This window comes from Algoriphagus oliviformis, from assembly GCF_017254915.1.
Classification (GTDB): domain Bacteria; phylum Bacteroidota; class Bacteroidia; order Cytophagales; family Cyclobacteriaceae; genus Algoriphagus; species Algoriphagus oliviformis.
The window spans coordinates 654,060-678,653 of sequence record NZ_JAFKCT010000001.1; the positions used below are offsets into that span (position 1 = coordinate 654,060).

The following is a 24,594-nucleotide window of genomic DNA, read 5'->3' on the forward strand; positions in this document are numbered from 1 at the left end:
CGTCAGGCGGCGATTGGCTCCGTCTTTTCTACCCAAAAATTGTTGTATCCCTCACCGATCAGGATAGTCACCTGTGAGAGCTGAAGAAGTTCTAAAATTGCCAAAAAGGTGTAAATCACGAAAATTTTATCTGGTTTGTACTCGATGAAATCGGTGAAAGGTACTTGTTTTTTGAAGCTTATCTTTTCCAGCACGAAGTCTTTTTGCTGCTCGATGGTGTAGGGATATTGGATTACGGTGTGCTTGGTCTCCTCCGATCTGGCGGCCATCTTGCCCATGCATCGTTGGAATACCCTGAGCAGCTTGTAGAGGTCTACGTGCTGCATCTCTGCATCTACGTCCTCAGCTTTGCTAAGTTCGACGAGCTCCTTGGCGAGGTTGCCCCTTTTTTCCTTCGAAAGCCGCTCCCCTTCCATTTGGGCCAGTTCTTCGACCACGGATTTGTATTTTTTGTACTCCAAAAGATTGCGCACGAGCTCCTCTCGGGGGTCGATTTCCTCCCCTTTTTCGTTGAGCTCTGGACGGGGTAGCAGCATGCGCGACTTGATCTTCATCAGGGTGGCCACAAAGAGGATGAAGTCGCTGGCCACCTCGATCTCCATTTTTTCGAGCTGATGGATGTAGTCGAGGAAGTCGTTGGTAATCTTGGAGATGGGAATGTCGTAGATGTCCAGCTCGTCCCGCTCGATGAAAAACAACATCAGATCAAAGGGGCCTTCGAACAATGGTAATTTGATCTCGAAACTCACCGGATAGCAGAATTTATTGGTTAACTTTGCCTTTTCGTAGCCAAAGATATTCAATTAAGCAAATTAATTAGAATGGATGGAAATAAAGCAAAAGCGTGAAATTGGCTTGCTTCTGGCATGAGTAAACAAACTGATTCGCTTTGAGTTATTCTACTTTGACACCAACATTTCAGAAAATGCAAATTACTCCCGGACCGCTCCTAGCCCAGATAGATACTCCCGAGGATCTCAAGAAATTTTCCAAAGACAAGCTGGTTCAGGTCTGCGAGGAGTTGAGGCAGTTTATCGTGGACAACGTCTCCGTTTATGGGGGGCACTTCGGGGCAAGCCTGGGTGTGGTGGAGCTGACAGTTGCTTTGCACTACGTGCTCAATACGCCTACTGACCAGCTCGTGTGGGATGTGGGTCACCAAGCCTATGGGCACAAAATCCTGACCGGGAGAAAAGGCCGATTCCACACCAACCGGGTTTATGGGGGCATTTCCGGTTTTCCCAAAAGAAAGGAAAGCGAATACGACACCTTTGGCGTAGGCCACTCCAGTACGTCGATCTCGGCGGCTTTGGGAATGGCCGTAGCCTCCAAATACAAAGGCTCCAATATCCAGCATGTCGCCGTGATCGGCGATGGGTCGATGACCGGTGGGATGGCTTTCGAAGCCATGAACCACGCCGGGGTCAGCGACTCCAACCTGCTGATTATCCTCAACGACAACTGCATGTCCATCGACCCCAACGTAGGGGCGCTGAAGGACTACCTCACCGACATCACCACCTCCCACACCTACAACAAGGTGAAGGACGAAGTGTGGAAAATGCTGGGCAAACTGAGCAAGTTTGGCTCCAGCGCACAGGAGGTGATCTCCAAAGTGGAAGGCGCGATCAAGTCTGCGGTGCTGAAGCAAAGCAATCTTTTTGAGTCGCTCAACCTCCGCTATTTCGGACCCGTGGACGGCCACGACGTAGACCATCTCGTGGAGATCCTCCGAGATCTCAAGGATATCCCAGGTCCCAAAATCCTCCACTGCATCACGGTGAAGGGCAAAGGCTACGAGCCTGCCGAAAAAGGCAACAAAACCACCTGGCATGCGCCGGGTACCTTTGACAAGGTCACCGGGGAGATTTTCAAAAAAGTCCCCAGCACTCCCCAAGCTCCAAAGTACCAGGATGTCTTTGGGCATACCTTGGTCGAGCTGGCCGAGAAGGACAGCCGCATCATGGGTGTGACGCCGGCCATGCCTTCCGGCTCTTCGATGAACATCATGATGAAAGCCATGCCGGACCGGGCTTTTGACGTGGGGATCGCCGAGCAGCATGCGGTGACTTTCTCAGCGGGATTGGCTACTCAGGGACTGGTTCCCTTTTGCAATATCTACTCGACTTTTATGCAGCGCGCCTATGACCAAGTGGTCCACGACGTTTGCCTGCAAAATCTGCCCGTAGTCCTATGCATGGATAGAGCGGGATTTGCGGGAGCAGATGGGCCTACCCACCATGGCGCGTATGACATTGCCTATTTCCGCTGCGTACCCAATCTGGTCGTATCGGCTCCGATGAATGAAGAGGAGCTGCGAAACCTGATGTACACCGGCAGCATCTACAATGGCCCCTTCTCTATCCGCTATCCACGCGGAGCGGGCGTGATGCCGGAGTGGAAGACTCCATTCCGTGAGATTCCTGTCGGCCAAGGCCGCATCGTCCGAGAGGGCGAGGAAGTCGCTATCCTCACCATCGGCCACATCGGCAACTATGCCGTGGAGGCTTGTGAGGTGCTGGCCAAAGAGGGCCTGAATCCCGCCCACTACGACATGCGCTTCGTGAAGCCGCTGGATGAAGAGCTGCTGCACGAGGTTTTTGGCAAGTTCAAAAAGGTGGTGACCGTAGAGGACGGCTGCCTGATGGGCGGATTTGGCTCGGCTGTGCTGGAGTGGATGATGGATCAAGGCTATACCGCTCAGGTCAAGCGCCTTGGCATCCCGGACGAAGTCATCGAGCATGGTGAGCAGATCGAGCTGCACCGCGAGTGCGGCTTTGACCCCGAGGGCATTGCCGCCACCGTCAGAAGTCTCTCCGAGGTAGCCCGAACCGTCTAAACTGTCCTCCATGTCCGCGATACATTTTTTTGAAAAAGGAAAAGGCCAACCACTGGTGCTGATCCATGGTTTTTGTGAGACTTCGAGGATGTGGACGGATTTTGCCGAAGAGCTGTCCACTGACTTCCGCGTCATTTGCCCGGATTTGCCCGGAATCGGCGACTCGCCTATCGCCGGTGACCAGATTTCCCTGGAAGAGGTAGCCGTCAGTCTGGAAGAATGGATGGACGAAAACCAAATCAAAAATCCCATAGTCGTTGGTCATTCGCTGGGTGGCTATGTCACGCTGGCGCTGCTGGAGCTCATGGGAAGCAGGCTCAAGGCCGTGGGACTTTTCCACTCCTCCGCATTTGCGGATGCTGCCGACAAGAAAGAAACCCGCAACCGCGCCATAGTTTTTCTGAAAAAACATGGTGTGGATAAGTTTGTGACCTCCTTTGTGCCGCCGCTTTTTCCCGAAGACAAAAGCGAGGAACTGAAAGCCGAAATCGAGCGGGCCATCGAGGACGGAAAGCGCTCCAGCTTGGACGGGCTGGTGGCCTTTACCGGTGCGATGCGGGACAGGAAAGAGCGAATTGATGTCCTCAAAAACTTTTCAGGGCCAAAACTTCTCATCGCCGGCACCGAAGACGGGGCTGTGAAGATCGAGGCCAGTCGCGCCCAAAAAGACGCTTTCACCCACTATGTCGAGCTGGAAGGCGTGGGACATATGGGAATGGTGGAGAAAAAGGAGGAGACGATCAATTTGATCCGGGAGTTTGCTCGAGCCCAGCTTTGACAAGCAGCGCGACTTTTTGGATGAATTTTTCTACAGGTTCAATGTAGGGGGCGACTGTCGCCTCATCAAAATCAAAAAGGTCATCATAGTCTCCCTTTTGTCTCCAGGAAAAAAAGTTGTGAGTATAGTTTGCCTTCGGAAAGGTCCATTTTACCTGTTTTCACAAACTTTTCGGAAAAAGACGTTTTCACGCCGTTGTGGGTGAAAGCGGCCTGGTCTTCCAATAGAATCAACGCAGATGCCGCATAGAAGACGGAATAGTAGAGCCGATTGATCGCAGAGTTCCACTTCTTGTTTTCTATCAAAAGCTTGGCGTCATCAAGAGTACCAAACGCTCGCTGAACCCGATATGAAACGAGGTCCTTTTTCGAGGTGCTCATCGAAGTAGAATGCCCTCTTTCCGGATGGACTTGAAAAGCGGGGTGACGGGACGACTTTGGTTCCAGAGTCGCTTGCTGTAGATCAAAGGGGAAATCACCGCTCCTGTCGCCAGCTCCAACTCATAGAAATCATTCATGATGGACTTTTCGGTCTCAGGATCGACCGTCTCCTGGTCCAGGAGAAGCAGGATATCCCAATCTGAGTCGGGTCTAGCAGCACCAGTAGCGTGTGAACCAAACAAAACAAGTTCTGCATTGGGATACTTTTCAGCGGCCAAGTTGGTTATTTCGTCTAGGATTGCAGATTTCCTCATGGTTAAATATAAGAAATTCCAACAGGCGTTTCTTAAAGCGTCTTTGCCAAAATCGCCATCAACTCTTCCAGGTATCTCTGATCCGTTTCGTCAAAGTCGGCCAGCTGATCGCTGTCCACATCCAAGACCATCGCCACTTCCTCTCCCTTGAGTACCGGAACCACGATCTCAGACTTGGAGGCGGAGCTGCAGGCGATGTGACCGGGAAACGCGTCCACATCCGGCACGAGCTGGGTCTTGGCTTCTTTCCAGGCGGTGCCGCAGACGCCTTTCCCAAAATTGATCCGTGTACAGGCGATCGGTCCTTGGAAGGGGCCGAGTACCAGCTGTTCGCCTTTCACCAGATAAAATCCCACCCAGAAGAACCCAAACGCTTCCCGCAAAGCCGCGGCGATGTTGGACAGGTTGGCGTAGAGGTCCGGCTCCCCCGTGATCAATGCTTCTATCTGCGGGACTACGGCCTCGTACTTTTCTGACTTGGTAGCGGTGTGGGGGATGTAGAGTGATTCAGCCATGGTAGTAGATATTCAGGAGGTTTTCGCCGATGGTAAGCGTTTCGTCAGGATTTTGGTTCAGATGCGGGGCGGGAATACCATCCCCAAATTTGGTTTGGCTGGTAAACACCCGAGCCTCGTCCCATAGTCCTGAGGAAATAAACTGGCCCAAGACGTGGCTGCCGCCCTCTACGATCAGGCTTTGGATCTTTCGGGATTGCAGCTCCTTCAGAAGTACAGCCACGGTAAATTCGTGCTCCACCTCCACCAGTTCCAGGTTGTCTTCGACATGGGACTTTTTGCTGTTGAAGCACAGCGTCGGGGCGGACCGGTCAAAGAGGTTTAGCGTTTCCGGCAGTTCGAGCCGGGAGTCCAGCACGATCCGGAGGGGATTTTTGCCCACCCAGTCTCTGGCATCCAATTGCGGATTATCATAGAGCGCCGTGTTTTTTCCGACAAAAATCGAATCCTCTTCTGTCCGCCACTTGTGCACCAGCTGGCGGCTGAGGGAGCCTGAGATCCACTTGGAGCTGAAGTCCTTACGGGCCACAAAGCCATCCTGAGTCTGCGCCCATTTCAAGATCACGTAGGGTCTTTTCTTTTCGATTTGGGTGAAAAAACGGCGGTTTTGCCAGCGGGCTTCTCTCTCCAAAAGGCCGGTTACCACTTCAATGCCGGCATCTCGCAGTATCGCTATGCCTTTGCCACCGACTAGGGGATTGGAGTCGACGGCGGCGATGACCACTTTTTTTAGGCCTTTTTCGACCAAGAGATTTGCACAGGGCGGTGTCTTGCCCCAGTGCGCGCAGGGCTCCAGGGTGACGTAGGCAGTGGCCTCCTTCAGCAGTCGCTGATCCGCCACGGCATCGACCGCATGGACCTCTGCGTGGGGGCCGCCATAGGCCTGATGGTAGCCCTCACCGATGATTTTTCCCTCGTGTACGATCACACATCCCACCATGGGATTGGGACTGACCCTCCCTATTCCCAAGGCTGCAAGCTCGAGGGCACGTCGCATGAAGGAAGGGTCTAGCGTGGTCATTTTTTGGAAAAGGTGATGCGGTCTAGGGTAGTGGTCGTTCCGGCCTTGACTTCGACGTTGAGCAGGGTGTCCTTGTAGCTGCTGTTTTTGGGATCGAGATAGACCTTGTAGGTACCTGCTTCCAAGCGAAAAAGAAAGGTGCCGGAGCTGTTGGTATGGGTGCTGGTCGAGTCGTCGGCTTGGATGGCGTAGATCGCCGGTTTGATGCTCGTGGGGCTGGTAGTCCCGGAGATATCCCCTCTGCCCACACCGGAAAAGGCGCTGAGCGTGGGGTTAAAGTCCAATTCCAAGGGACTGGAGTTGACGACCTGGATGGATTTTTCCAGGTCAAAATCCAAAATCAGGTCATAGGAAATACCCTGCTCCAAGTCGAGACTGAGCGGCAGGGCGTAGTCGGTATTCCCCCCGGGGAGGTCGAGCGGGTAGCGGTCCTCATCGAGATAGAGGGCATTCTTGGTACCGAGACGCAAAGTGATGCCCGAGATTTGTCCCATGTGCATCTCCGAGCGGGCCACAGGCAGGGCCGTGCCGCCTACCAGCTGGGAGATGTCCACTTCCTTGTCCCCAGGCTCGTAGGGAAGAAAGATCTTTTCCACCGTGCCTTCTCGGGCATCCGGGACAAAGTCCAGCTCCACACCCCGGATCTCCACAATCACCGAATCCCACTCGGCCGGAGCATCGATGAGCAGGACATTGACCAGTGCTTTTGGGCTGTCGTCAAAGCCCTTGCAGGAGGCAATCAGGAGGAGTAGAACAAAAGAGAGGAGAAAATAAAGTCGCTTCACGGCCTAAATTTAGCCCAAAACTTTTCATAGCCTGTCCACTTCGAGGCAGGAGGAAACAAAAATTGCCGGATTTACCGGCAATCTAGCTTAAGGTTTGGCTTCCAAAGTGATCACTTCTGGCGTCGTGACTTCGTCATCTATCACTACGACACCGCTCACACTTTCCGCAGTATAGGGGGCTTGGGGTGTAAAAGAGACCGAATAGCTCCCCGGAGCCAGACCCATCACAGCGTAGTTGCCCGATGCGTCTGCGAAAGTGCTGATTTCGACTCCCTGAGCGGAGACGGTGACCTGCACCGGCTGAGCTTCCAGCGGAAATACCTGTCCTTGGATACCTTGGGTCTCATCCAGATAAGCCCTCAAAACAGGCTTGAGGATTACGTTTCCGGAATTTCCGGCGGTGACGATGGACTTTGCCACATCAAAGTCAATGACCAGATCATAGGTCTCCCCTCCGTGGATTTCTTGGTCCACTTTGATTTTCAATCCGCTTTGCTGCGCACTTGGGGTTTTCAGGTCGATTTCTTTTCCGTCTTGGACGAGGTAGTTGTTGTCACCCAAGATCAATCGGATCTGGTCTATTTCCCCTTCCGGAAAGTCCTCTGAGCCCAGCAAAATCGAGTGGCCACCGGTCAGATCCAGCAGGTTTACCATTTGGGGACCTTCGTAGGTGATCTCTTCCCAGCTTTCTTCATCCTCGTCCATTTCTCCGCCATCGTAGTCGACTTTCACCCGCAGTGCCAATACTTCTATCCAGACTTCGTCATAGTCACCCGGCGCATCGACCAGGTGGAAGTTGACCTTTGCTTCGGAAGAGGAAGGGCTGTCGTCGAAAGCGTCGCAGCTGGCTGCGAGCAGGAGAATGGCAAAAAGGCCAAAAATAGTGGAGAGGGTCTTCATCGGGTTATTTTTATTTAGGTGTCGTAAGGAGGCATTCCACAACCATGCCAAGCGATAAGCCTGAACTTTCGCGGGAGAAATTCTGGGGAGATTTATAATTTTGGGGATGATGAAATGGGAAACACTTCTGGCAGACGGAAGATTTGGAGAAAACAGGAGGGCCTTGAGCTCGGACACGGCCAGAAGCGAATTTGAAATTGACTATGATCGGGTCATTTTTTCGGCGCCTTTCCGGAATCTGCAGGACAAGACCCAGGTTTTTCCCCTCCCCGACCAGGCTTTTGTCCACACCCGTCTTACGCACAGCCTGGAGGTGTCCAGTGTAGGCAGATCCCTGGGCAAGGGTGCCGGTGAATTTCTGCTGGACAAGTTTCCCAACCTGCGCAGTCAGGGCATCACCGCCTCGGCCGTGGGATCCATCGTGGCTGCGGCAGCCCTGACTCACGACATCGGCAACCCGCCCTTTGGCCATGCCGGGGAGGAGGCAATCTCGGATTTTTTCCGGCTGCATCCGGACGGAAGACTGTGGGAAAAACACGTCAGAATCGACCAGTGGGCCGATTTGGTGAATTTTGAAGGAAATGCGCAGGGCTTTCGCATGCTGGTTTCCAAGCAGTTTGGGCTAAAGCTCACCTATGCCACGCTGGCGGCTTTTACCAAATATCCCAGACCAAGCCTGATCGTACAGCGGGACATCGCCCGCAAGAGCCAGAAGAAGTTCGGCTTCTTCATCAACCAGCTGACGGACTTTGAGCAGATGTGCAGCGTGCTGGGAATAGAGAAGTGCAGCTCGGACTGCTGGGTGCGGCATCCTTTGGCCTTTTTGGTGGAGGCTGCCGACGACATCTGCTACAGCATCATCGACCTGGAGGATGGCTGTACGCTGGGCCTGGTGAGCTTTGAGGAGACGCTGGAGTTGTTGAAGCCTATTTTGAAAGGGAAGTTTGATCCCGAAAAACTAAAGAACCGCACCAACGCCCAGAATCTCGGCGCGCTCCGGGCAATGGCCATCGGGCAGCTCATTCAGGAGACTGTGGGGGTTTTTGGGCAATATGAGGAGAACATGCGCAAAGGAAACTTTGACAAGGCGCTGACCGACATCATTCCTTCTGCGAAAGCCCTGGCGGAGATCTCGGCGGTGTCCATCCAAAGAATCTACCGAAGCAAGGTCGTCCTGGAAAAGGAAGCGGCGGGCTTCCAGGTCTTGGAAGGACTCCTGTCCATCTTCTCTCGGGCGCTCTACCACCACTTCTACCAGCCGGATTCCTTTTCCGGTCAGGACAAAAGCGTGCTTCGACTCCTCCCCGAGGACTTTCCCATGAAGGGCTGGGGATCCGAAGTGAATCCCTACCCCATGCTGCGGGCACTGGTGGACCACATCTCGGGCATGACGGACAAATATGCACTGAACCTCTACCGCAAGGTCAACGGGATCTCTTTTCCGGGAATCTAGCCTGCTTCGCTGGGATGCCGATCCGGATATAAACAGAAAAGCCGGTGCAGAGTCCCCTGCACCGGCTTCGTTTTTCAGTTTCTTCGCTTAGTTGGTTGCGACGCTGTCCACGACCGTGGAGTCCATCATCGTAGTGTCTGCCGGCATCTCTTCTACAGGCGGCACTACTTCTTCAATCGTTTCCTCTTCGACGACTTCTTCTTTTTTGGATCCGCAAGAAGCCAAGGTTGCCACAGTAAAACCTACAGCAAATACCATCAGGGATACTGTTTTTAATGTTTTTGTGATCATGGTGAAAGGTGGTTTGGTTGAAATATTTCTACCCAAATGGGCAAAACTCTAGTTAAAATTAAAAAAAATGGATTGAAAACAAACATATTTTCAATCCATTGCCATCTTTTTTGAAAGAATGGGTTTTCTACAAAACCGGCGTTAGTCTTGGTCGCCCTTTTCCGTCCAGTCGATGACTTCGTCTTCCAGGTAGTGGGGATAGATCTTTCTGTGCTGCTTTTTCACCTCTGCCAAAAGCGAATCGCGAAACTCCTCCACGTTCTCGGCCGAGGCCGCTGCCATGAAAACCGGCTTGATGCCGTTTTTCTTTTCGTAGGCATCGCTGAGCGCCTTGAAGTCCACGTAGCGGGTCTCCTGCAGTTCATGCTCGCTGATGTGCTGGGATTCTTCCTCGGAGGGCATCTGCTGGACGAGGTCTATCTTGTTGAAGACCAGCAGGACAGGTTTGTCGCCTGCTTTGATCTCATTCAGGGTCTGGGTGACCACGGCGATGTGGTCCTCAAAGGCATGGTGGGAAATATCCACCACATGGACGAGCAGGTCTGCCTCGCGGATCTCATCGAGGGTGGACTTGAAGGACTCGATCAGGTGGGTGGGCAGCTTGCGGATAAAGCCTACCGTATCGGACAGGAGGAAGGGGATGGTGTCCAAGACGACCTTCCTCACGGTGGAGTCCACCGTCGCAAAGAGTTTGTTTTCCGCCAGGATATCGGTTTTGGTGATCAGGTTCATCAGCGTGGACTTGCCCACGTTGGTATAGCCGACCAGCGCCACCCTGACGATTCCTTTTCGTCCTTTGCGCTGGGTAATGCCCTGTTTGTCTATCTCCAGCAGCTTGTCTTTCAGCAGGCTGATCTTGGCTCGGATGTCCCGCTTATCCGTTTCGATCTCTTTTTCACCGGCACCACCCCGGGTTCCGGTTCCCCCGCGCTGCCGCTCCAAGTGGGTCCACATGTTGGTCAGGCGGGGAAGGAGGTATTGGAAGCGGGCCAGCTCCACCTGGGTTTTGGCCTGGGCGGTTTGCGCTCTTTTCAGAAAGATATCCAGGATCAGCAGGGAGCGGTCATAGATCTTTACCTTGATCTCGTTTTCCAGGTTGCGCATCTGGGAGGGGGTGAGGTCGTCGTCAAAGATCACCATGTCCACCTCAAAATGCTCGACGTAGGCTCTGATCTCCTCCAGCTTACCCGAGCCGACAAAGGTCCGGATGTCCGGCTTTTCCATTCGCTGCGTGAATCGGTAGACGGTCTTGGCGCCAAGCGTCTCGGCGAGGAAAGCCAACTCGTCCAAGTGCTCCTCCACGGACTGCTCGCTCTGATGCTGCCGGATCAGGGTGACCAGGACGGCCGTTTCCTGCTTGGGTGCGGTATCGTGTAGTTTTTGGAGCTTCCTTGAAAATTTGTTCATATCGGGTTCTATTCGGGTAGTCTAAGCGCAATTGGGCGAATTTTGTTCCGTATTTCGGAAAATGGCAGTGCAGCCAAGTCAGTCGCGGGCTCAGACTGGAGTATTTGGAAAGCAAATTTGGGCATAATTCCTTAGAATAGATTAGGATAGTCTCTGGCGGAGTGGTTATTTTACTACTTCAAGTATTAGAAATCATCCCCAAAATGCCAGAACTGCTACGCACGCCGATTTCGGGTCTTCTTGAGATTTTTCCCAAACTATTTCCTGACAGCAGCGGCTATTTCTTCGAATCTTTTCGCCAGGATTGGCAAGTTGCCGAGGGGATCATTTCGGAGAGAGACGAACAATGTCCATGTCTTGGGGAATTTTATCAACAGAGTGGAGGAGGTTTGTAATGGGATGGCTTGATCTGTTTAGAAGGAAACCGGAGGAAATTCCCCCTCTTGATCTCGGCTGGCTGGGGGCTGACATGCATTCCCACCTGATCCCAGGCATAGACGACGGCAGCAAGTCCATGGAGGAGTCGCTCGAACTGCTCAGGAGGTTGGAGGGCTTTGGCTTGAAAAAGGTCATCACCACGCCCCACATCATGTCGGAATACTACCGCAACACGCCCGAGATCATCGGCATGGGGCTGGAAGACCTGCGGAAAGCCGCAAAGGCCGAAGGAATCAGCCTTCAGCTGGAAGCTGCCGCGGAGTATTACATGGATGAGATTTTCCTCGAAAAGGTGAAGGCCGAAGAGCCCATGCTCACCTTTGGAGACAACTATATTTTGGTCGAGACGGGCTTTATCAACAAGCCCCAAATGCTGCTGGACATCATCTTCAATCTGGAAATGGCCGGCTACAAGCCTATTCTCGCCCACCCCGAGCGCTACCAGTACCTGATTGCGGACAAGAAGCTCCAGGAAGAGCTCATCGAGCGAAAGCTGCTCTTTCAGGTAAACCTGCTGTCCCTCACCGGCTTTTATTCCAAGCAGGTCAAGGACTTTGCGGAAATGCTCGTGGACAGGGGCGTGGTCTCCCTGCTGGGCACGGACTGCCACAATGCCCGCTACCTGGACATGCTGGAGACCCTGCCCCGCCACCAAAAGACCTATGAGAAAATCCAAGCCCTAGACCTAATCAACACAAGACTATAATTCCCGGAGCATGAATATTCTGATCACAGGGATTACGGGACTGTTTGGCAGTCAGCTGGCCAGGGAGTTTAGTCAGCTCGGAAGCATCCACGGACTGAAGAAAAAGGACTCCAGCATCGAGCTTCTGGCGGGTTTCGATTTTCCGATCCAGTGGCATCAGGGCGAGCTGTCGGATTTTGAGTCGCTGGTGGAAGCCATGCAGGGCATAGACCTGGTGATCCACTCGGCGGGCTTGGTTTCCTTTTTGTCCAAAGACAAAGAGCGGCTCTACGAAGTCAACGCGCAGGGCACTGCCAATCTGGTGAATGCCATGCTGACCGCTGGAGTGGGCAAGCTGGTGCATGTGAGTTCGGTGGCGGCGCTCGGCCGAAGTCCCGAAGTCCGGGAGGTCGACGAAAAGTCCAAATGGGTGGAGTCAGATTTGAACACAGAATACGCCGTCTCAAAATACTGGGCTGAGCTGGAAGCCTGGAGGGGAGAGCAGGAGGGGATAGACCTGATCGTAGTAAACCCATCCGTGCTGCTGGGGAAGGCCAGCTCCGGGAGAAGCAGCACCAGCATCTATTCCTATGTGCTGGATGAAAACAGGTTTTTCCCGAAGGGCGACCTAAACTACATCGACGTGCGGGACGCCGCCAAGATCACCCGACAGCTCGTGGAAAGGAAAGCCTGGGGTGAGCGCTTTGTGCTCAACCGTGAGGCTATACCCTTTCGTCAGTTCTTTGCCGAGATCGCCGCCGTGTTTGGGAAGAAAGCCCCGACGATTCCGCTGAGTACCTGGCAGGTGTCGCTCTTTTCCTCCCTCGTATCCGTCCTTCAGCTTTTCGGAATGAAAAACATCCCCCTCAACAAAAAAAGCGCAATGCTCTCCCAGCAACGTATCCGTTTTGACAATGCCAAGGTCCAGCGTTTTCTGGACTACCGCTACTACACCTTGAGGGAAAGCCTGGACTGGGCCAAGATACCCTGAAGCAAACTTATTTTTTGACGCATGCGTTTACCCATTCATAAGCCCAAAAATCACCCGTTTTTCAAGGCCGAGGAAATCTATCCCGGATCGGAAAATTTAACAAAAGCGAATTTTGAGATCCCTGTTTTATTGGTATCTTAAATAAACCATAACACCATCGAATGACCGGAGATCACGATCACGACTGGGAAGAGGATAAAAAGCTCGTGGAGCGTTTTGAGAATTCCCTGAAATCAAACCTCGACCTCTATTTCGAAGAAGAAGAGCTGGAAGACATCATCCGGTTTTACTTTGACCAACAGAAATTCCTCAAAGCACTTAGAGCCTCCGAGTACTCCCTGGAAAAGTTTCCTTTTTCAGTGGAAATCCGTCTGCTCAAAGCCCAGTGTCTCATCTTCAACGATGAGCTGGACGAAGGGCTGAGCATCCTCGAGAACCTCAACAACCTGTCCCCAAACAACGAGGACATCGTCTTGGCCTTGGCCAATGCGCAGATCCTGGCGGGCAACCATCAGGAAGGCATAGAGCTGCTGGAAAACTATTTGCCTATGGCGGAGGATAAGGCAGAGGTGTTTTATTCCCTGGGCAATCTCTACCGCGCCAAAGGTGACAATACCAAAGCGAGCGACTACTTCAAGGAGGCGGTCAAAAACCGCATCAACCACGAGGACGCGCTCTTTCAGCTGGCCATGATCACCGAGGAGGAAGGTTCCTTTGACGAGATCCTCCAGTTTTATCAGGAATTTATCGACCAAGATCCCTACTCCGCCGGAGCCTGGTACAACCTCGGCGTGGTGTACAATCGCCTCGGTCGCTTCGAAGACGCCATCTCGGCCTACGAGTATGCGCTGATCATCGACGACTCTTTTGCCTCGGCCTATTTCAACATGGGCAACTCCCTGATGAACACCCAAAACTACGAGGCGGCGCTGGAGGCCTACCAAAATACCATCAACTGTGAAGGCGCCAATGCCGAAAACTGCTGCTACATGGGCGCTGCCTATGAAAAGCTGGGTAAGATCGACGAGGCCTTCAAGTATTTTAAGAAATCGGCCAAGCTGGACGAAGAGTATGACGACGCTTGGTTTGGGCTGGGGATGTGCATGCTGAAAAACGAAAAGTTTTTCGAGGCGATCCACTATTTCAAAAAAGCGCTGAACCTCAACAAGGACAATCCCAACTACTGGGTAGGCCTTGCCGACGCCGAATTTAACCTCGGAAACATGCAGGCCAGCTCGGAAGCGTATGAGGAGGCAATCAACTTAGAGCCAGGGATCATGGAGACCTATGTGAACCTCTCTGTGATCTATTTTGAGCAAAACCGCTTCGAGGAAGCCATCGACGTGGTCAAGGAAGGAATCGAGGAAGCTCCCGAAGAGCCGGAGCTGTACTATCGCATGGTCGTTTACCTCATCAAGATGGGCAAATACAAGGAAGCGTTTTCATATTTGGAAAATGCGTTAACTTTGGACTTTGACAGGCATACCATCTTGTACGAATTGATGCCGGAGCTGAAGCAACAACAGGCCATCTACAAGATCATCGCCCAGTATCGGGATGACCAGTCCCAGCTCTAAACTTTAAAACCTAGCCAATGAAATCGAGCATGATAGTAAAGTCACACACTGTGATGAGTATCCCTCATGCGAGATTCCAGGTGGCCATTAAAAATCAAACAAAAAACACATGAATTATGTGCTGAAGAATATTCCTGTACGGACTGAGAAGCCACGTACCACGGGATTCACTATGGCTATGGACAAGGGTCTTAGCCTTCGGGAAACCGAAGATTTTGTAGACAGCTGCTCAGATTACGTGGATATAGTCAAATTGGGATGGGCTACTTCCTTTGTCACCAAGCATCTCACCGAGAAAATCGCGGTCTACAAAGCCGCCGGCATCCCCGTCTATTTTGGGGGGACACTTTTTGAAGCCTTCATCGTCAGAGGGCAGTTTGAAGACTACAGAAGGGTGCTCGACAAGTACGAGCTGGAGTTTGCCGAAGTATCCGACGGCTCCATTTCCCTCAACCATGACAAAAAGTGCGAGTTCATCTCCACGCTTTCCCAGCAGGTGACCGTACTCTCCGAGGTCGGTTCCAAAGACGCCGCCAAAATCATCCCTCCTTATAAGTGGATCGAGCAGATGCAGACCGAGCTCAGCGCCGGTGCCTGGAAGGTGATCGGCGAAGCCCGCGAGGGTGGCAACGTCGGCTTGTTCCGCGACTCGGGCGAAGTGCGCCAAGGCCTCGTGGAGGAGATTTTGACCCAAGTGCCGGAGGAAAGGATCATTTGGGAAGCTCCCCAAAAGTCCCAGCAGGTCTGGTTTATCAAGCTCCTCGGCGCCAACGTGAACCTGGGCAACATCAGCCCTTCCGAAGTGATTCCTTTGGAGACCATCCGACTGGGGCTGAGAGGCGATACCTTCGACCACTTCCTCGGTGAAATCAAACTTTGACAGACACTTTCCCATCAGGCTGATCGATTCATCGGTCAGCCTTTTTTCTATGAGATCGAGCCTGCCTGAGGCAGACAGGCAAGACTCAAGCGTTACACCTTGCGAAGTCAGATTTTAAGCACATGAGATCGACAAAAAAATACGCCCTCACCTATTTTAAGGGAATGGCCATGGGAGCCGCAGACATCGTCCCCGGAGTATCCGGAGGCTCGATCGCCCTGATTGCAGGCATCTACCAAGAGCTGCTAAACAGCATCAATTCCTTCACCCTGGACAATGTCAAGCTCTTGACCCGCTTTGAGTTTGCGCGGTTTTTCAAGGCTGTCAACGGGAAGTTTTTGCTCAGTCTCTTCTTGGGAATCCTGACCAGTGTCTTTGCGCTGTCGAGCGTGATCACCTTTCTCATGCGCGAGCATCCCATCCCGCTTTGGTCTTTTTTCTCAGGGTTGATCCTCGTGAGTGCATTCCTGATATTGAAAGACATCAAGCGCTGGCATCTGGGCGTGGTGCCCGCTGTCATCGTCGGTGCGGCGATCGCCTGGTGGGTGACCAATCTCCCTCCGACCACTACGCCAAACGCGATCTGGTTTACCTTTCTCTCCGGCTCCATCGCCATCTGCGCGATGATCCTGCCGGGCATCAGCGGCAGCTTTATCCTCCTGATCCTGGGACAATACGAGCCGATCTTGGAGGCAGTCAAAGACCGCAACATCTTCAAGCTGGCGGTATTTGCCGCGGGATGCGCCGTGGGGATACTCACCTTCAGCCGGGTGGTTTCTTGGCTTTTGAAAAAATACCACTCCGCCACCATCGGCCTGCTTTCGGGCTTTATGCTGGGTTCCGTCAATGAACTCTGGCCTTGGAAGCTGGTCACCGCCTGGAGGACGAGCTCCTCGGGAGAGCAGAAGCCCTTTTTGGATGAGAATGTCCTCCCGGGAAACTATATGGAACTGGTGGGGAAAGAGCCCCAGCTCATGGCAGCGGTTGCCGCTTTTGCCTTTGGGATTGTCCTCGTGCTGCTGATCGAGTGGCTGGCGGCTAAACTTTTGGATTGATGAGAAAATTTGGACTGATAGGCTATCCGCTCACGCACTCGTTCTCCAAGAAATACTTCACGGAGAAGTTTGAAAAGGAAGGCATCCAAGGTTGCCAGTTTGACTCCTATGAAATCCCCCGAATCGGGGATTTTGAGCAGGTTTTGGGAGAAAATCCCGAGCTGGAAGGCATGGCAGTGACGATCCCCTACAAGGAGCAGGTGATGCCCTTTTTGGACGAGCTGGATCCTGCCTGCCGCGAAATCGGCGCGGTCAACTGCATCCAGATCCGCGGAGGAAAGCGAAAGGGCTTCAACACCGACTACCTAGGCTTTAAGCATTCGCTGGAAAGCTGGCTCGGAAAGGCACGGCCGCAGACACTGGTCTTGGGCACCGGTGGCGCTTCCAAGGCGGTGAAAGTGGCTTTGCGGGACCTGGGAATTGCTTTCCTTTCGGTATCCCGATCCACTGGCAACGGCCAAATCACCTACGAAGACCTGGCTAGCAAACCCGAATACCTTCGCGATTTTCCCCTGATCATCAACACCACTCCCCTTGGCACCTATCCCAAAACGGAGGCCATGCCCGCCATCCCTGTGGAGCAGCTGAGCGAAGCAAGTCTGGTCTATGACCTCGTGTACAATCCGGCCGAGACCATGCTGATGAAGGCTTGTCTGTCCAAGGGCGGCAAGGCCAAAAACGGGATGGATATGCTGGCCCTACAGGCGGAAGCCAACTGGGTGATCTGGAACTCCTAACGAAACGCTATGAAAAAGGCCATTTTGATCGTTCAATGCCCTGACCAGAAGGGAATCGTCGCGGAAGTCTCGCGCTTTTTGTACTCCTACCATGGCAACATCCTCGAGGTTGACCAGCACGTGGATGTGGAGATGGGCATGTTTTTCATGCGGGCGGCCTGGGAGTTGGACACTTTTTCCCTGGGAAAAGAAGAGATCCTCCCCCGCTTTGAGGCAGAGGTAGGTGAAAGGTTCAGCATGGAGACCAAGCTGCACTTTAGCGATCCAAAGCCTCGGATGGCCATCTTTGTGAGCAAGCTTTCCCATTGCCTGTTTGACATTCTGGGCAGGCACCATGCTGGGCAGCTGGATGTGGAGATCCCGATGGTGGTGTCCAACCATTCCGATCTTCAGGGCATCGTGGAGGCCTTTGGCATTCCTTTTTTCCACATTCCCCTCAGCGCCGCCAACAAGGAATCCGCGGAAGCCCGACAATTGGACCTCTTGGCCGAGCATCAGGTGGACTTCATCGTCCTGGCCCGCTACATGCAGATCCTGTCAGGAGACTTTATCCGCCATTTTCCCAACCGAATCATCAACATTCACCACTCCTTTTTGCCGGCCTTTGTGGGGGCTAGACCCTATCATGCGGCGTTTGAGCGGGGGGTAAAGATCATCGGGGCGACCGCGCACTATGTCACCGAGGAGCTGGATGCGGGACCGATCATCGAGCAGGAAGTGGCGCGCGTCCGCCATCACAATACCATCGCCGAGCTGGTGCAGATCGGGCAGGATGTGGAAAAAGTCACGCTGTCCAAGGCGATCAAATACCATGTGGAGCGCAAGGTACTGGCCTTCAAAAACAAAACCGTCATCTTCTATTAGTCCACGATAAGACGCGGAATCTGGGACGGCAGACGGGTGAGCATCTCGTAGTTGATCAGGTCGGAAGTCTCCGCAAAGGACCCCACGGTGATCTCGTTGTCGCCTTGGTTGCCGATGAGGATCACCTCGTCGCCCTGCTTGGGATCAGCAAGGTGGCTGACGTCGACCGCGATCGCATTCATATTGACGATGCCGACCACGGGGCAGAACGCTCCGGAGATCAACACTTTGCCGATATTGCTCAGGTTGCGCCCATAGCCATGGGAGTAGCCAACTGGAATGATAGCCAGGCTCATCTCCTCCGGAGCCTCGAAGCCCTTGCCATAGCCGACGAAGTCGCCTTGCCCGATTTTTTTGAAACTCATGATCTGGGTTTTCCAGGTGAGGAGGCGGCGCAAGGGGTTGGGGTTGTCTGGCGAAAGCCTGGACTTCATCATCTGAAAGGTCTCCCGGGTGGGCCAAAAGCCATAGCCCGCGATCCCGATTCGCACCAGGTCGAGTTGGGTTTCGGGAAAAAGCAGTGTTGCGGCAGAGCAGGCGGCATGACTTCGCTCGAAGGTCAGTCCATTTTCCCTGAAAAAGTCCGCAAAATCCCCGAAGCGCAGGATCTGCTGCCGGATTCTGGGATGGTTTTGTGCGCTTTCCGCGCCGGCAAAATGGGTGCAAAGACCTTTCAGCTCCAAAAATGGGGCATTTTTGCGCAGCAGCTCCAGCACGCGCTGCCTTTCCTCCCAGTCAAAGCCCGTGCGGTGAAAGCCTGTCTCCACCTCGATGTGGATTTGTGCTTGGATTCCGACTGCTTTCGCCGCCTGGATGGCAGCCTCCAGCCGCTCCAGGTCAAAGACATAAAACTGGATGCCCAGTCGGATCAGGTCGGGGATTTCCTCGAGATGAAGCATGCCCATGATCATGACTTCGGCCTTTCCAGAGCTGCTGGCCAATACTTCGCGGGCTTCGTCAGAGCTGAAGGTGCTGAAGTGGTTGACGCCGGATTTTTCGGCTATAGGAACCAGCTGGGCGATGCCGTGGCCGTAGGCGTTGCCCTTGACGACGGCGGAGATCGTCGGCTTTGGGCCGATCAGGCTGCGGATGAAGGTGATGTTTTGGCGATAGGCGGCTGCGCTGATCTCCAGACGGGAGGTGTGGTGCATGGAATCGGATAGGGTCAAAACGCAAAATTTAAAGCCTGGCGGACTCTTTTCCCAGTTCTTGCCTATTTTTAATACGATGAATGCCAACGAACAAAAATCCCGTTGCCCCTGGTGTCTGGGCTTTCCGGAGTATGTGACCTATCATGACACCGAGTGGGGAGTTCCGGTCTTTGACGACCGTGTCCATTTTGAATTTTTGGTGCTGGAGAGCGCCCAAGCCGGGCTGAGCTGGGCGACGATCCTGAAGAAGCGGGAAGGCTACCGCAAGGCGTTTGCAGACTTTGACTACCAAGTCGTCGCGGAGTTTCCCGAGAGCTACGTGGACGAGCTGATGCAGGATCCCGGGATCATCCGCAACAAGCTGAAGATCCGCGCTGCGATCAACAATGCCCGACGTTTCATGGAAGTGCAGCAGGAGTTTGGCTCCTTTTCCAACTACATCTGGGGATTTGTCGGGGGAAAGCCCATCCAAAACAGCCTCGAATCCACCAAGGATGCAAAAGCTACCACGCCGGAGTCAGACCTGCTGGCCAAAGACCTCAAGAAGCGCGGCTTTAAGTTCCTAGGCAGTACGACTATCTACGCCCACATGCAGGCGACCGGATTGGTGAATGATCACCTGGTGGATTGCTTCAGGTACGAGGAAGTGAAGTCCTAGACGAAGGCGATAAAGACCAGCCACACCAGGAATAGGATAGGCAGCAGGATCGGGATCGTGAATCGGATGATGTAGCCGAAGAAGGAAGGCATCTTGATCCCACTTTGCTCGGCGATGGATTTCACCATGAAGTTGGGGCCATTGCCGATGTAGGTCATGGCACCAAAGAACACGGAGGCAATCGAGATCGCCAGCAGCTGGAAAGTGGTGTCGCTGTCGTTCATCGTGTTGGCTGCAAACTCCCTTACCTGGGCGATGTTGCCGATGTCCGATCCCTCGGAGGCCATGGCGGCAGCGAGGAAGTTGAGATAGGTCGGCGCATTGTCCAAGACGGCCGAGAGCGTGCCCGTACCCCAATAGAGGGTGTTTGGGGTGATGAGCGCGGCACCTTCAGGCGATTTGGCAAAGTTGCCCACCAGCTCCAATGCCGGCATCATGGTGCCAAAGATTCCCACGAAAATGAACGCCACTTCCCGGATCGGTTCAAAGTTGAACTCGTTGCCCTTGAGGGCTCTTTGGTCGGCAAATCTGTACGAAAAGAAGGCTACCGAGAGCATGATGATTTCCCTCAAGAAGGAGAATTTTTGCCCATCATAGACGATCGCAGGCACGCCGTCGATCACGTTGGGATCCAGGAAAACGGCGCAGATGACGATGAGAAGCCAGCCGAAGTTTTTGGCACCGATCAGCGTAAACTTGTTGGTGTAGGTGATTTCCTCCGCATATTCATCCTCGTTTGCCTTGCCAAACTTGCGGTCTACGAGGTAGAAGATCCCTGCAAGCAGAGCCAAAGCCATGGCCCAAGCTGGCCAGTTATGCTCGATGGTCCAGAAGAACGGCACGCCTTTCAGGAAACCCAAAAACAAAGGCGGGTCACCGATTGGAGTCAAAGACCCTCCCACGTTGCTCACCATCAGGATGAAGAACACAATGTGGTAAGGCTGGATATTGCCTTTGTTGAGTCGGATAAAGGGACGGATCAAGAGCATGGAAGCCCCTGTGGTACCGATCAGGTTGGACACTACCGCGCCGATCAGCAGCAGGGACACGTTGGCCAAAGGCGTGGCCTTCTTGTCAATCTCTATCAGGATGCCGCCAGAGGCCACAAAGAGCGAGGCCAGGAGTGCGATAAACTGGATGTACTCCGCCAGTGCGTGGACGGGAGCGTGGACATTGTCGAGGACAAACAGGTAGTAGAGCACTACCACTATCGAAAAGCCGATGGCGACCTTGGGGTAGTTGTGGTGCCAAAAGTGCTCGTAAAAGAGCGGACCTGTGGCTATCATCAGCAGCAGCGTGACAAAGGGAATGACCAGCCAAGTAGGCGCGGAATGATGGGCTTCGGCGCTTCCATGGTCTCCGGCAGCGTCCATTTCGGCATGGGAAGCGTCCGCCTGGGCCAGCAATTCCGCAGTATTTTCTACCGAAAAGGCATAGGAATCCGCTGGTTCAAGAAGGCCAAAAAACAATATTCCGAAAAGTATGGATAAACTTATAAGATATTTCTTCATTTGGTCGATTTGATGGTATTGGGCTTACTTTTCGGAAGTTTGGGCAAATTATTGTCGGCTTTTTTTCGGATTAGCCCGTCGCTAAACTACTGATTTTGATGGAAACTGTCCAACTACTAAAAGGGCCGGAACAGGATTTCATCAAAAATTAACTCTGGGTCCGAATCTTCCTGTGCGGTTTTACACGAGTTGTGTCAATGCTATTTTAAAGGAGATTTGGGCCAGTTTGGTTTTTCCGGGATTTTCGGAAAATGTCTTCTGCAAGGCTGTCTGTATGGTGCGGGATACATCCGCGAAAATCGCCTGGTCGGTGACTTCGGCGTTCTCGCTCATCAGGTAGGCAAATACGCGTGCCATGCCGCAATTGGCGATGAAATCCGGGATCACGGCGATTTTTTCGTCAGCCCATAGTCCCGTCGGCCCAAAGAAGATCTCCGGATCGGCAAAGGGCACATTGGCTCCGCAGGAGATGACCTCCAGCCCAGCGTTGACCATACGGGATACCTGGTTTTGGGTGACCAGCCTGGAGGCGGCGGCGGGGATGAAGATCTCATGGGGCATATCCCAGATCTTTGCGTCGACCTCGTCAAAGGGAATGAGCTCGCCGGAGACCAGCTTGTTGCCGGTACGCTTGAGGAAAAGCTCGCGGATCTCGTCCAGGCCAAAGCCCTCCTCCTTGATCAGCCCACCCTCACGGTCGATGATTCCGACGACTTTCACCCCGGACACTGCCAAGAAGCAGGCCGCAGCGGCGCCGACGTTTCCCCAGCCTTGGATGATGGCCCGCTTGGAGCTGATGTCCCCTCCCCAGATGGCATAGTAGTGCGCCACGGCTTCGGCCACGCCGTAGCCGGTGATCATGTCGGCGACGGTGTATTTCTTTGGTCCGTTTGGTGTGAAATGCGGATCCTCCAGCACCTTGGAGACGCCCTGGCGGAGCTGTCCTAGTTTTCGGATTTTTTGGGGTTCGTTGGCGTGGAAGTGCCCATTGACGATGCCTTCCTGCGGGTGCCAAAGCCCGTACGCTTCCGTGATGGGAATGACCTCGTGGATTTCGTCTACATTGAGGTCGCCTCCGGTGCCGTAGTAGTTTTTCAGCAGGGGCATGACAGCCTTGTACCAGCGCTCCAGCACTCCATGCTTTCTGGGGTCAGCGGGGTCAAAGTTGATTCCGGACTTGGCGCCGCCGATAGCCGGGCCGGACACGGTAAACTTCACCTCCATGGTTTTGGCGAGGGATTCGACCTCCCGCTTGTCCAGGCCTTTGCGCATCCGGGTCCCCCCGCCTGCCGCTCCGCCCCGGAGGGAATTGATCACTACCCAGCCTTTGGCTTCGGTCTCGGAGTCACTCCACTCAAAGACGATCTCCGGCTTTTTATTCTCAAATTTTTGAAGCAGATCCTGCATTTCCTTGGGTTTATATTCGCCCAAAAATAGAAAAATTACCGATCCGCCAACAAGGGACTTGGTATGGCCGGTCAGCCGTAGATCGTGCCCCCGCTGCTGTCCATCGAGGCACCGGTGACCGAGGCCAGACAGTTCGCTTCGCCACGGAGGCGCAAGACTCCCAAAAATGCGAATATCAACGCCTCTTTGAATTCGACCAGTTGGGGGTGGGCGTCAAACTGCTTCCATCGCTTGCCCAGATGGTGATCGAGACGCTCGATGAAAAAGGCATGATACGCCCCACCGCCCGTGATCAGGACCAGGGGGGATTCCTTGTCGGAATGGGAGCGGACCACCGATGCGATCTGGAAGGCATAATGCTCCACCAGTGTACGCATGGCATCCGCCGGACTCAATCCAAAGCGTCCGATGAGCGGGAGAAAGTCGGCTCCCATTTCCTCCCTGCCTAGGGACTTGGCCGACTTGGCCGCATAGAAAGGCAGCCGGTTTAGCTCCTCAAAAAGAGTCAGGCTGATCTCGCCTGTCCGGGCGGTTTTCCCTTCCGAATCGTAGGCCTTGCCGAGTTTGTTCGCTTCGGCATTCAGCAGCAGGTTAAAAGGACAGCAATCGAAGGCGAGGCGCTGGCCTTCCCGTTCCATGGAGATATTGGCGATTCCCCCGAGGTTCAGACAAAAGTCCACTTGGGGAAACAGCAGCTTGTCCCCGATGGGCACCAAGGGAGCTCCTTGGCCGCCGAGCTGCACGTCGAGCATGCGGAAATCGTTGATCACCCGCTCTCCGGAGGCTTGGTGGAGTGCCCAGCCGTTGCCGATCTGGAGGGTCAGGCCTATTCCCGGCTGGTGAAAGACCGTGTGGCCGTGGGAGGCGACCGCCAGGGGCTTGACCTGAAACTCTCTGCAGAAGTCCAGCACCTGCTCACCCATCCATCGCCCAAAGTCCACGTCCAGCTGCGCCAGCTCCAGGCCTGTGAGGGAGTGGGCACGGGACAGGTTTTTGCCCAAGTCCCCTGGAAAGGGACAGGTTCTGGCCTGCTCGATCTCAAAGCTCCAGGACTGCTGCCGCTCAAAATGGACGTAGGCGAGATCCAGTCCGTCGCCCGAGGTGCCGGACATCAGACCTATCAAACTGTATTTTTCCAGGCTCATGGGTTAAAGATTGTTAAGTAGGGTCTCAGTCCAAAGATAATTTTAGTGGTTGAAAAGTCCATTTTTTAATAATGTCTAATTTGCCGGAGCAATGAGGAATCTGGTCATAGACATCGGCAACACCCGGGTCAAGTCGGCGCTTTTCGAAGGCGACCGCCTGCTGGGCGACCACAGTTTTGGGGAGCTGGAGGAAGCGCTGTCCTTTTGGGGCAGCATGGCCTTTGACTCCTGTCTGGTCAGCTCGGTGAAGTATGGCGAAGAGGAGCTGGGGGCAAGGATCGCCTTTCCTTTCCATTTCCTCAGCGCCCATTCCCCCCTGCCTCTTGTCAACGGCTACGCGACACCACGTACCCTGGGCCTGGACCGCATGGCCGCGGCGGTGGGTGCCTGGCACCTTGCGGGCAGGCAATCGGTGCTGGCCATCGATATGGGCAGTTGCATTACCTTTGAGTTTGTGGACGAGCTGGCGGTATATCGGGGCGGGGCGATCAGTCCCGGACTGAAGATGCGGGCGAGCGCCATGCATTCCTTTACTGCGAGGCTTCCCCTGGTGGACCTGGGCCAAAAACCCGATCAGCCCCTCGGGAACTCCACGGTCACCTGCATGCAGGCTGGCATCTGGTACGGAGTGGAATTTGAATTGGTCGGCCAAATCGAATCCTACCGTCTTAAAAATCCCGAAATAAAGGTTTATATCTGCGGCGGTGATTCTCAATCTTTTGAATCATTGGCAAAAGACCACATATTTGTAGTCCCAAATTTGGTCCTGCACGGACTGAATTGTATTCTAAACCACAATGTCGAGTAAAAAC

26 protein-coding genes are annotated in these 24,594 nt (G+C 53.7%); 13 read left to right on the forward strand and 13 right to left on the reverse strand.

Annotated features, from left to right (window positions below; translation table 11 throughout):
• Positions 1-2: 2 nt before the first annotated feature.
• Positions 3-749, reverse strand: a complete 747-nt coding sequence (locus J0A68_RS02805) for a segregation and condensation protein A (protein ID WP_206576662.1) — start codon at positions 747-749, stop codon at positions 3-5.
• Positions 750-925: 176 nt separating this feature from the next.
• Between J0A68_RS02805 and dxs the strand changes: the two genes are divergently transcribed.
• Both dxs and J0A68_RS02815 read left to right on the forward strand, forming a co-directional pair.
• Positions 926-2,839: a 1-deoxy-D-xylulose-5-phosphate synthase gene (gene dxs, locus J0A68_RS02810; protein WP_206576663.1), complete on the forward strand. Its 1,914-nt coding sequence runs from the start codon at positions 926-928 to the stop codon at positions 2,837-2,839.
• 10 nt (positions 2,840-2,849) lie between these two features.
• A complete protein-coding gene (locus J0A68_RS02815; protein WP_206576664.1) occupies positions 2,850-3,617 on the forward strand; it encodes an alpha/beta fold hydrolase in 768 nt (255 codons plus the stop codon).
• A gap of 83 nt (positions 3,618-3,700) precedes the next feature.
• On the opposite strand, the gene J0A68_RS23110 is transcribed toward J0A68_RS02815, so the two are convergent.
• The 6 genes from J0A68_RS23110 to J0A68_RS02845 all read right to left on the reverse strand — a co-directional run bounded on the left by J0A68_RS23110 (position 3,701) and on the right by J0A68_RS02845 (position 7,532).
• Positions 3,701-3,997: a HEPN domain-containing protein gene (locus tag J0A68_RS23110; RefSeq protein WP_206576665.1), complete on the reverse strand. Its 297-nt coding sequence runs from the start codon at positions 3,995-3,997 to the stop codon at positions 3,701-3,703.
• Positions 3,994-4,311 (reverse strand): nucleotidyltransferase domain-containing protein, encoded by a 318-nt coding sequence (locus tag J0A68_RS02825; RefSeq protein ID WP_206576666.1) that lies wholly within the window; start codon positions 4,309-4,311, stop codon positions 3,994-3,996. Before J0A68_RS02825 ends, J0A68_RS23110 begins: the two co-directional genes overlap by 4 nt.
• Before the next feature lie 32 nt (positions 4,312-4,343).
• Complete coding sequence (locus J0A68_RS02830) at positions 4,344-4,826, reverse strand: free L-methionine (R)-S-oxide reductase MsrC (protein WP_206576667.1); 483 nt, start codon at positions 4,824-4,826, stop codon at positions 4,344-4,346.
• The gene (gene ribD / locus J0A68_RS02835; protein ID WP_236021327.1) at positions 4,819-5,847 is read right to left on the reverse strand and encodes a bifunctional diaminohydroxyphosphoribosylaminopyrimidine deaminase/5-amino-6-(5-phosphoribosylamino)uracil reductase RibD; all 1,029 of its coding nucleotides are present in this window, start codon (positions 5,845-5,847) and stop codon (positions 4,819-4,821) included. Before ribD ends, J0A68_RS02830 begins: the two co-directional genes overlap by 8 nt.
• On the reverse strand, positions 5,844-6,632 hold the full coding sequence (locus J0A68_RS02840) for a DUF4382 domain-containing protein (protein ID WP_206576668.1): 789 nt from the start codon (positions 6,630-6,632) through the stop codon (positions 5,844-5,846). Before J0A68_RS02840 ends, ribD begins: the two co-directional genes overlap by 4 nt.
• A gap of 87 nt (positions 6,633-6,719) precedes the next feature.
• On the reverse strand, positions 6,720-7,532 hold the full coding sequence (locus J0A68_RS02845; protein WP_206576669.1) for a DUF4382 domain-containing protein: 813 nt from the start codon (positions 7,530-7,532) through the stop codon (positions 6,720-6,722).
• 106 nt (positions 7,533-7,638) lie between these two features.
• On the opposite strand from J0A68_RS02845, the gene dgt reads away from it, so the two are divergent.
• A complete protein-coding gene (gene dgt, locus J0A68_RS02850) occupies positions 7,639-8,985 on the forward strand; it encodes a dGTP triphosphohydrolase (protein WP_438839560.1) in 1,347 nt (448 codons plus the stop codon).
• 87 nt (positions 8,986-9,072) lie between these two features.
• On the opposite strand, the gene J0A68_RS02855 is transcribed toward dgt, so the two are convergent.
• Positions 9,073-9,276, reverse strand: a complete 204-nt coding sequence (locus tag J0A68_RS02855) for a hypothetical protein (RefSeq protein ID WP_206577229.1) — start codon at positions 9,274-9,276, stop codon at positions 9,073-9,075.
• 141 nt (positions 9,277-9,417) lie between these two features.
• The gene (gene hflX, locus J0A68_RS02860; protein ID WP_206576671.1) at positions 9,418-10,683 is read right to left on the reverse strand and encodes a GTPase HflX; all 1,266 of its coding nucleotides are present in this window, start codon (positions 10,681-10,683) and stop codon (positions 9,418-9,420) included.
• Positions 10,684-10,886: 203 nt separating this feature from the next.
• On the opposite strand from hflX, the gene J0A68_RS02865 reads away from it, so the two are divergent.
• The 8 genes from J0A68_RS02865 to purU all read left to right on the forward strand — a co-directional run bounded on the left by J0A68_RS02865 (position 10,887) and on the right by purU (position 17,910).
• Entirely contained in the window at positions 10,887-11,078 is a 192-nt protein-coding gene (locus tag J0A68_RS02865; protein WP_206576672.1) for a cupin domain-containing protein, read from the forward strand.
• On the forward strand, positions 11,078-11,827 hold the full coding sequence (locus J0A68_RS02870) for a tyrosine-protein phosphatase (protein ID WP_206576673.1): 750 nt from the start codon (positions 11,078-11,080) through the stop codon (positions 11,825-11,827). The genes J0A68_RS02865 and J0A68_RS02870 overlap by 1 nt, the downstream gene beginning before the upstream one ends.
• A gap of 10 nt (positions 11,828-11,837) precedes the next feature.
• Positions 11,838-12,797 (forward strand): NAD-dependent epimerase/dehydratase family protein, encoded by a 960-nt coding sequence (locus J0A68_RS02875; RefSeq protein WP_206576674.1) that lies wholly within the window; start codon positions 11,838-11,840, stop codon positions 12,795-12,797.
• 161 nt (positions 12,798-12,958) lie between these two features.
• Positions 12,959-14,374, forward strand: a complete 1,416-nt coding sequence (locus tag J0A68_RS02880; protein ID WP_206576675.1) for a tetratricopeptide repeat protein — start codon at positions 12,959-12,961, stop codon at positions 14,372-14,374.
• Between the two features lie 109 nt (positions 14,375-14,483).
• On the forward strand, positions 14,484-15,254 hold the full coding sequence (locus J0A68_RS02885) for a phosphosulfolactate synthase (RefSeq protein WP_206576676.1): 771 nt from the start codon (positions 14,484-14,486) through the stop codon (positions 15,252-15,254).
• Positions 15,255-15,376: 122 nt separating this feature from the next.
• Positions 15,377-16,309 carry a DUF368 domain-containing protein gene (locus J0A68_RS02890; RefSeq protein ID WP_206576677.1) on the forward strand — a complete coding sequence of 311 codons (933 nt, stop codon included), beginning with the start codon at positions 15,377-15,379 and terminating at the stop codon, positions 16,307-16,309.
• Positions 16,309-17,046, forward strand: coding sequence for a shikimate dehydrogenase family protein (locus J0A68_RS02895; protein ID WP_206576678.1), 738 nt, complete (start codon positions 16,309-16,311; stop codon positions 17,044-17,046). The genes J0A68_RS02890 and J0A68_RS02895 overlap by 1 nt, the downstream gene beginning before the upstream one ends.
• Before the next feature lie 9 nt (positions 17,047-17,055).
• Entirely contained in the window at positions 17,056-17,910 is an 855-nt protein-coding gene (purU, locus tag J0A68_RS02900; RefSeq protein ID WP_206576679.1) for a formyltetrahydrofolate deformylase, read from the forward strand.
• Here the strand turns inward: purU and alr are convergent.
• The gene (gene alr, locus J0A68_RS02905) at positions 17,907-19,079 is read right to left on the reverse strand and encodes an alanine racemase (RefSeq protein WP_317195085.1); all 1,173 of its coding nucleotides are present in this window, start codon (positions 19,077-19,079) and stop codon (positions 17,907-17,909) included. The genes purU and alr overlap by 4 nt on opposite strands.
• A gap of 58 nt (positions 19,080-19,137) precedes the next feature.
• Between alr and J0A68_RS02910 the strand changes: the two genes are divergently transcribed.
• Complete coding sequence (locus tag J0A68_RS02910; RefSeq protein ID WP_206576680.1) at positions 19,138-19,719, forward strand: DNA-3-methyladenine glycosylase I; 582 nt, start codon at positions 19,138-19,140, stop codon at positions 19,717-19,719.
• On the opposite strand, the gene J0A68_RS02915 is transcribed toward J0A68_RS02910, so the two are convergent.
• The 3 genes from J0A68_RS02915 to J0A68_RS02925 all read right to left on the reverse strand — a co-directional run bounded on the left by J0A68_RS02915 (position 19,716) and on the right by J0A68_RS02925 (position 23,782).
• Positions 19,716-21,230, reverse strand: coding sequence for a sodium:proton antiporter (locus J0A68_RS02915; protein ID WP_206576681.1), 1,515 nt, complete (start codon positions 21,228-21,230; stop codon positions 19,716-19,718). The two genes, J0A68_RS02910 and J0A68_RS02915, sit on opposite strands and share 4 nt — an antisense overlap.
• Before the next feature lie 180 nt (positions 21,231-21,410).
• The gene (locus J0A68_RS02920) at positions 21,411-22,637 is read right to left on the reverse strand and encodes a Glu/Leu/Phe/Val dehydrogenase dimerization domain-containing protein (protein ID WP_206576682.1); all 1,227 of its coding nucleotides are present in this window, start codon (positions 22,635-22,637) and stop codon (positions 21,411-21,413) included.
• Positions 22,638-22,708: 71 nt separating this feature from the next.
• Positions 22,709-23,782: an anhydro-N-acetylmuramic acid kinase gene (locus J0A68_RS02925; protein WP_206576683.1), complete on the reverse strand. Its 1,074-nt coding sequence runs from the start codon at positions 23,780-23,782 to the stop codon at positions 22,709-22,711.
• A gap of 91 nt (positions 23,783-23,873) precedes the next feature.
• On the opposite strand from J0A68_RS02925, the gene J0A68_RS02930 reads away from it, so the two are divergent.
• Positions 23,874-24,590: a type III pantothenate kinase gene (locus tag J0A68_RS02930; protein ID WP_206576684.1), complete on the forward strand. Its 717-nt coding sequence runs from the start codon at positions 23,874-23,876 to the stop codon at positions 24,588-24,590.
• The last annotated feature ends 4 nt before the right edge of the window (positions 24,591-24,594 follow it).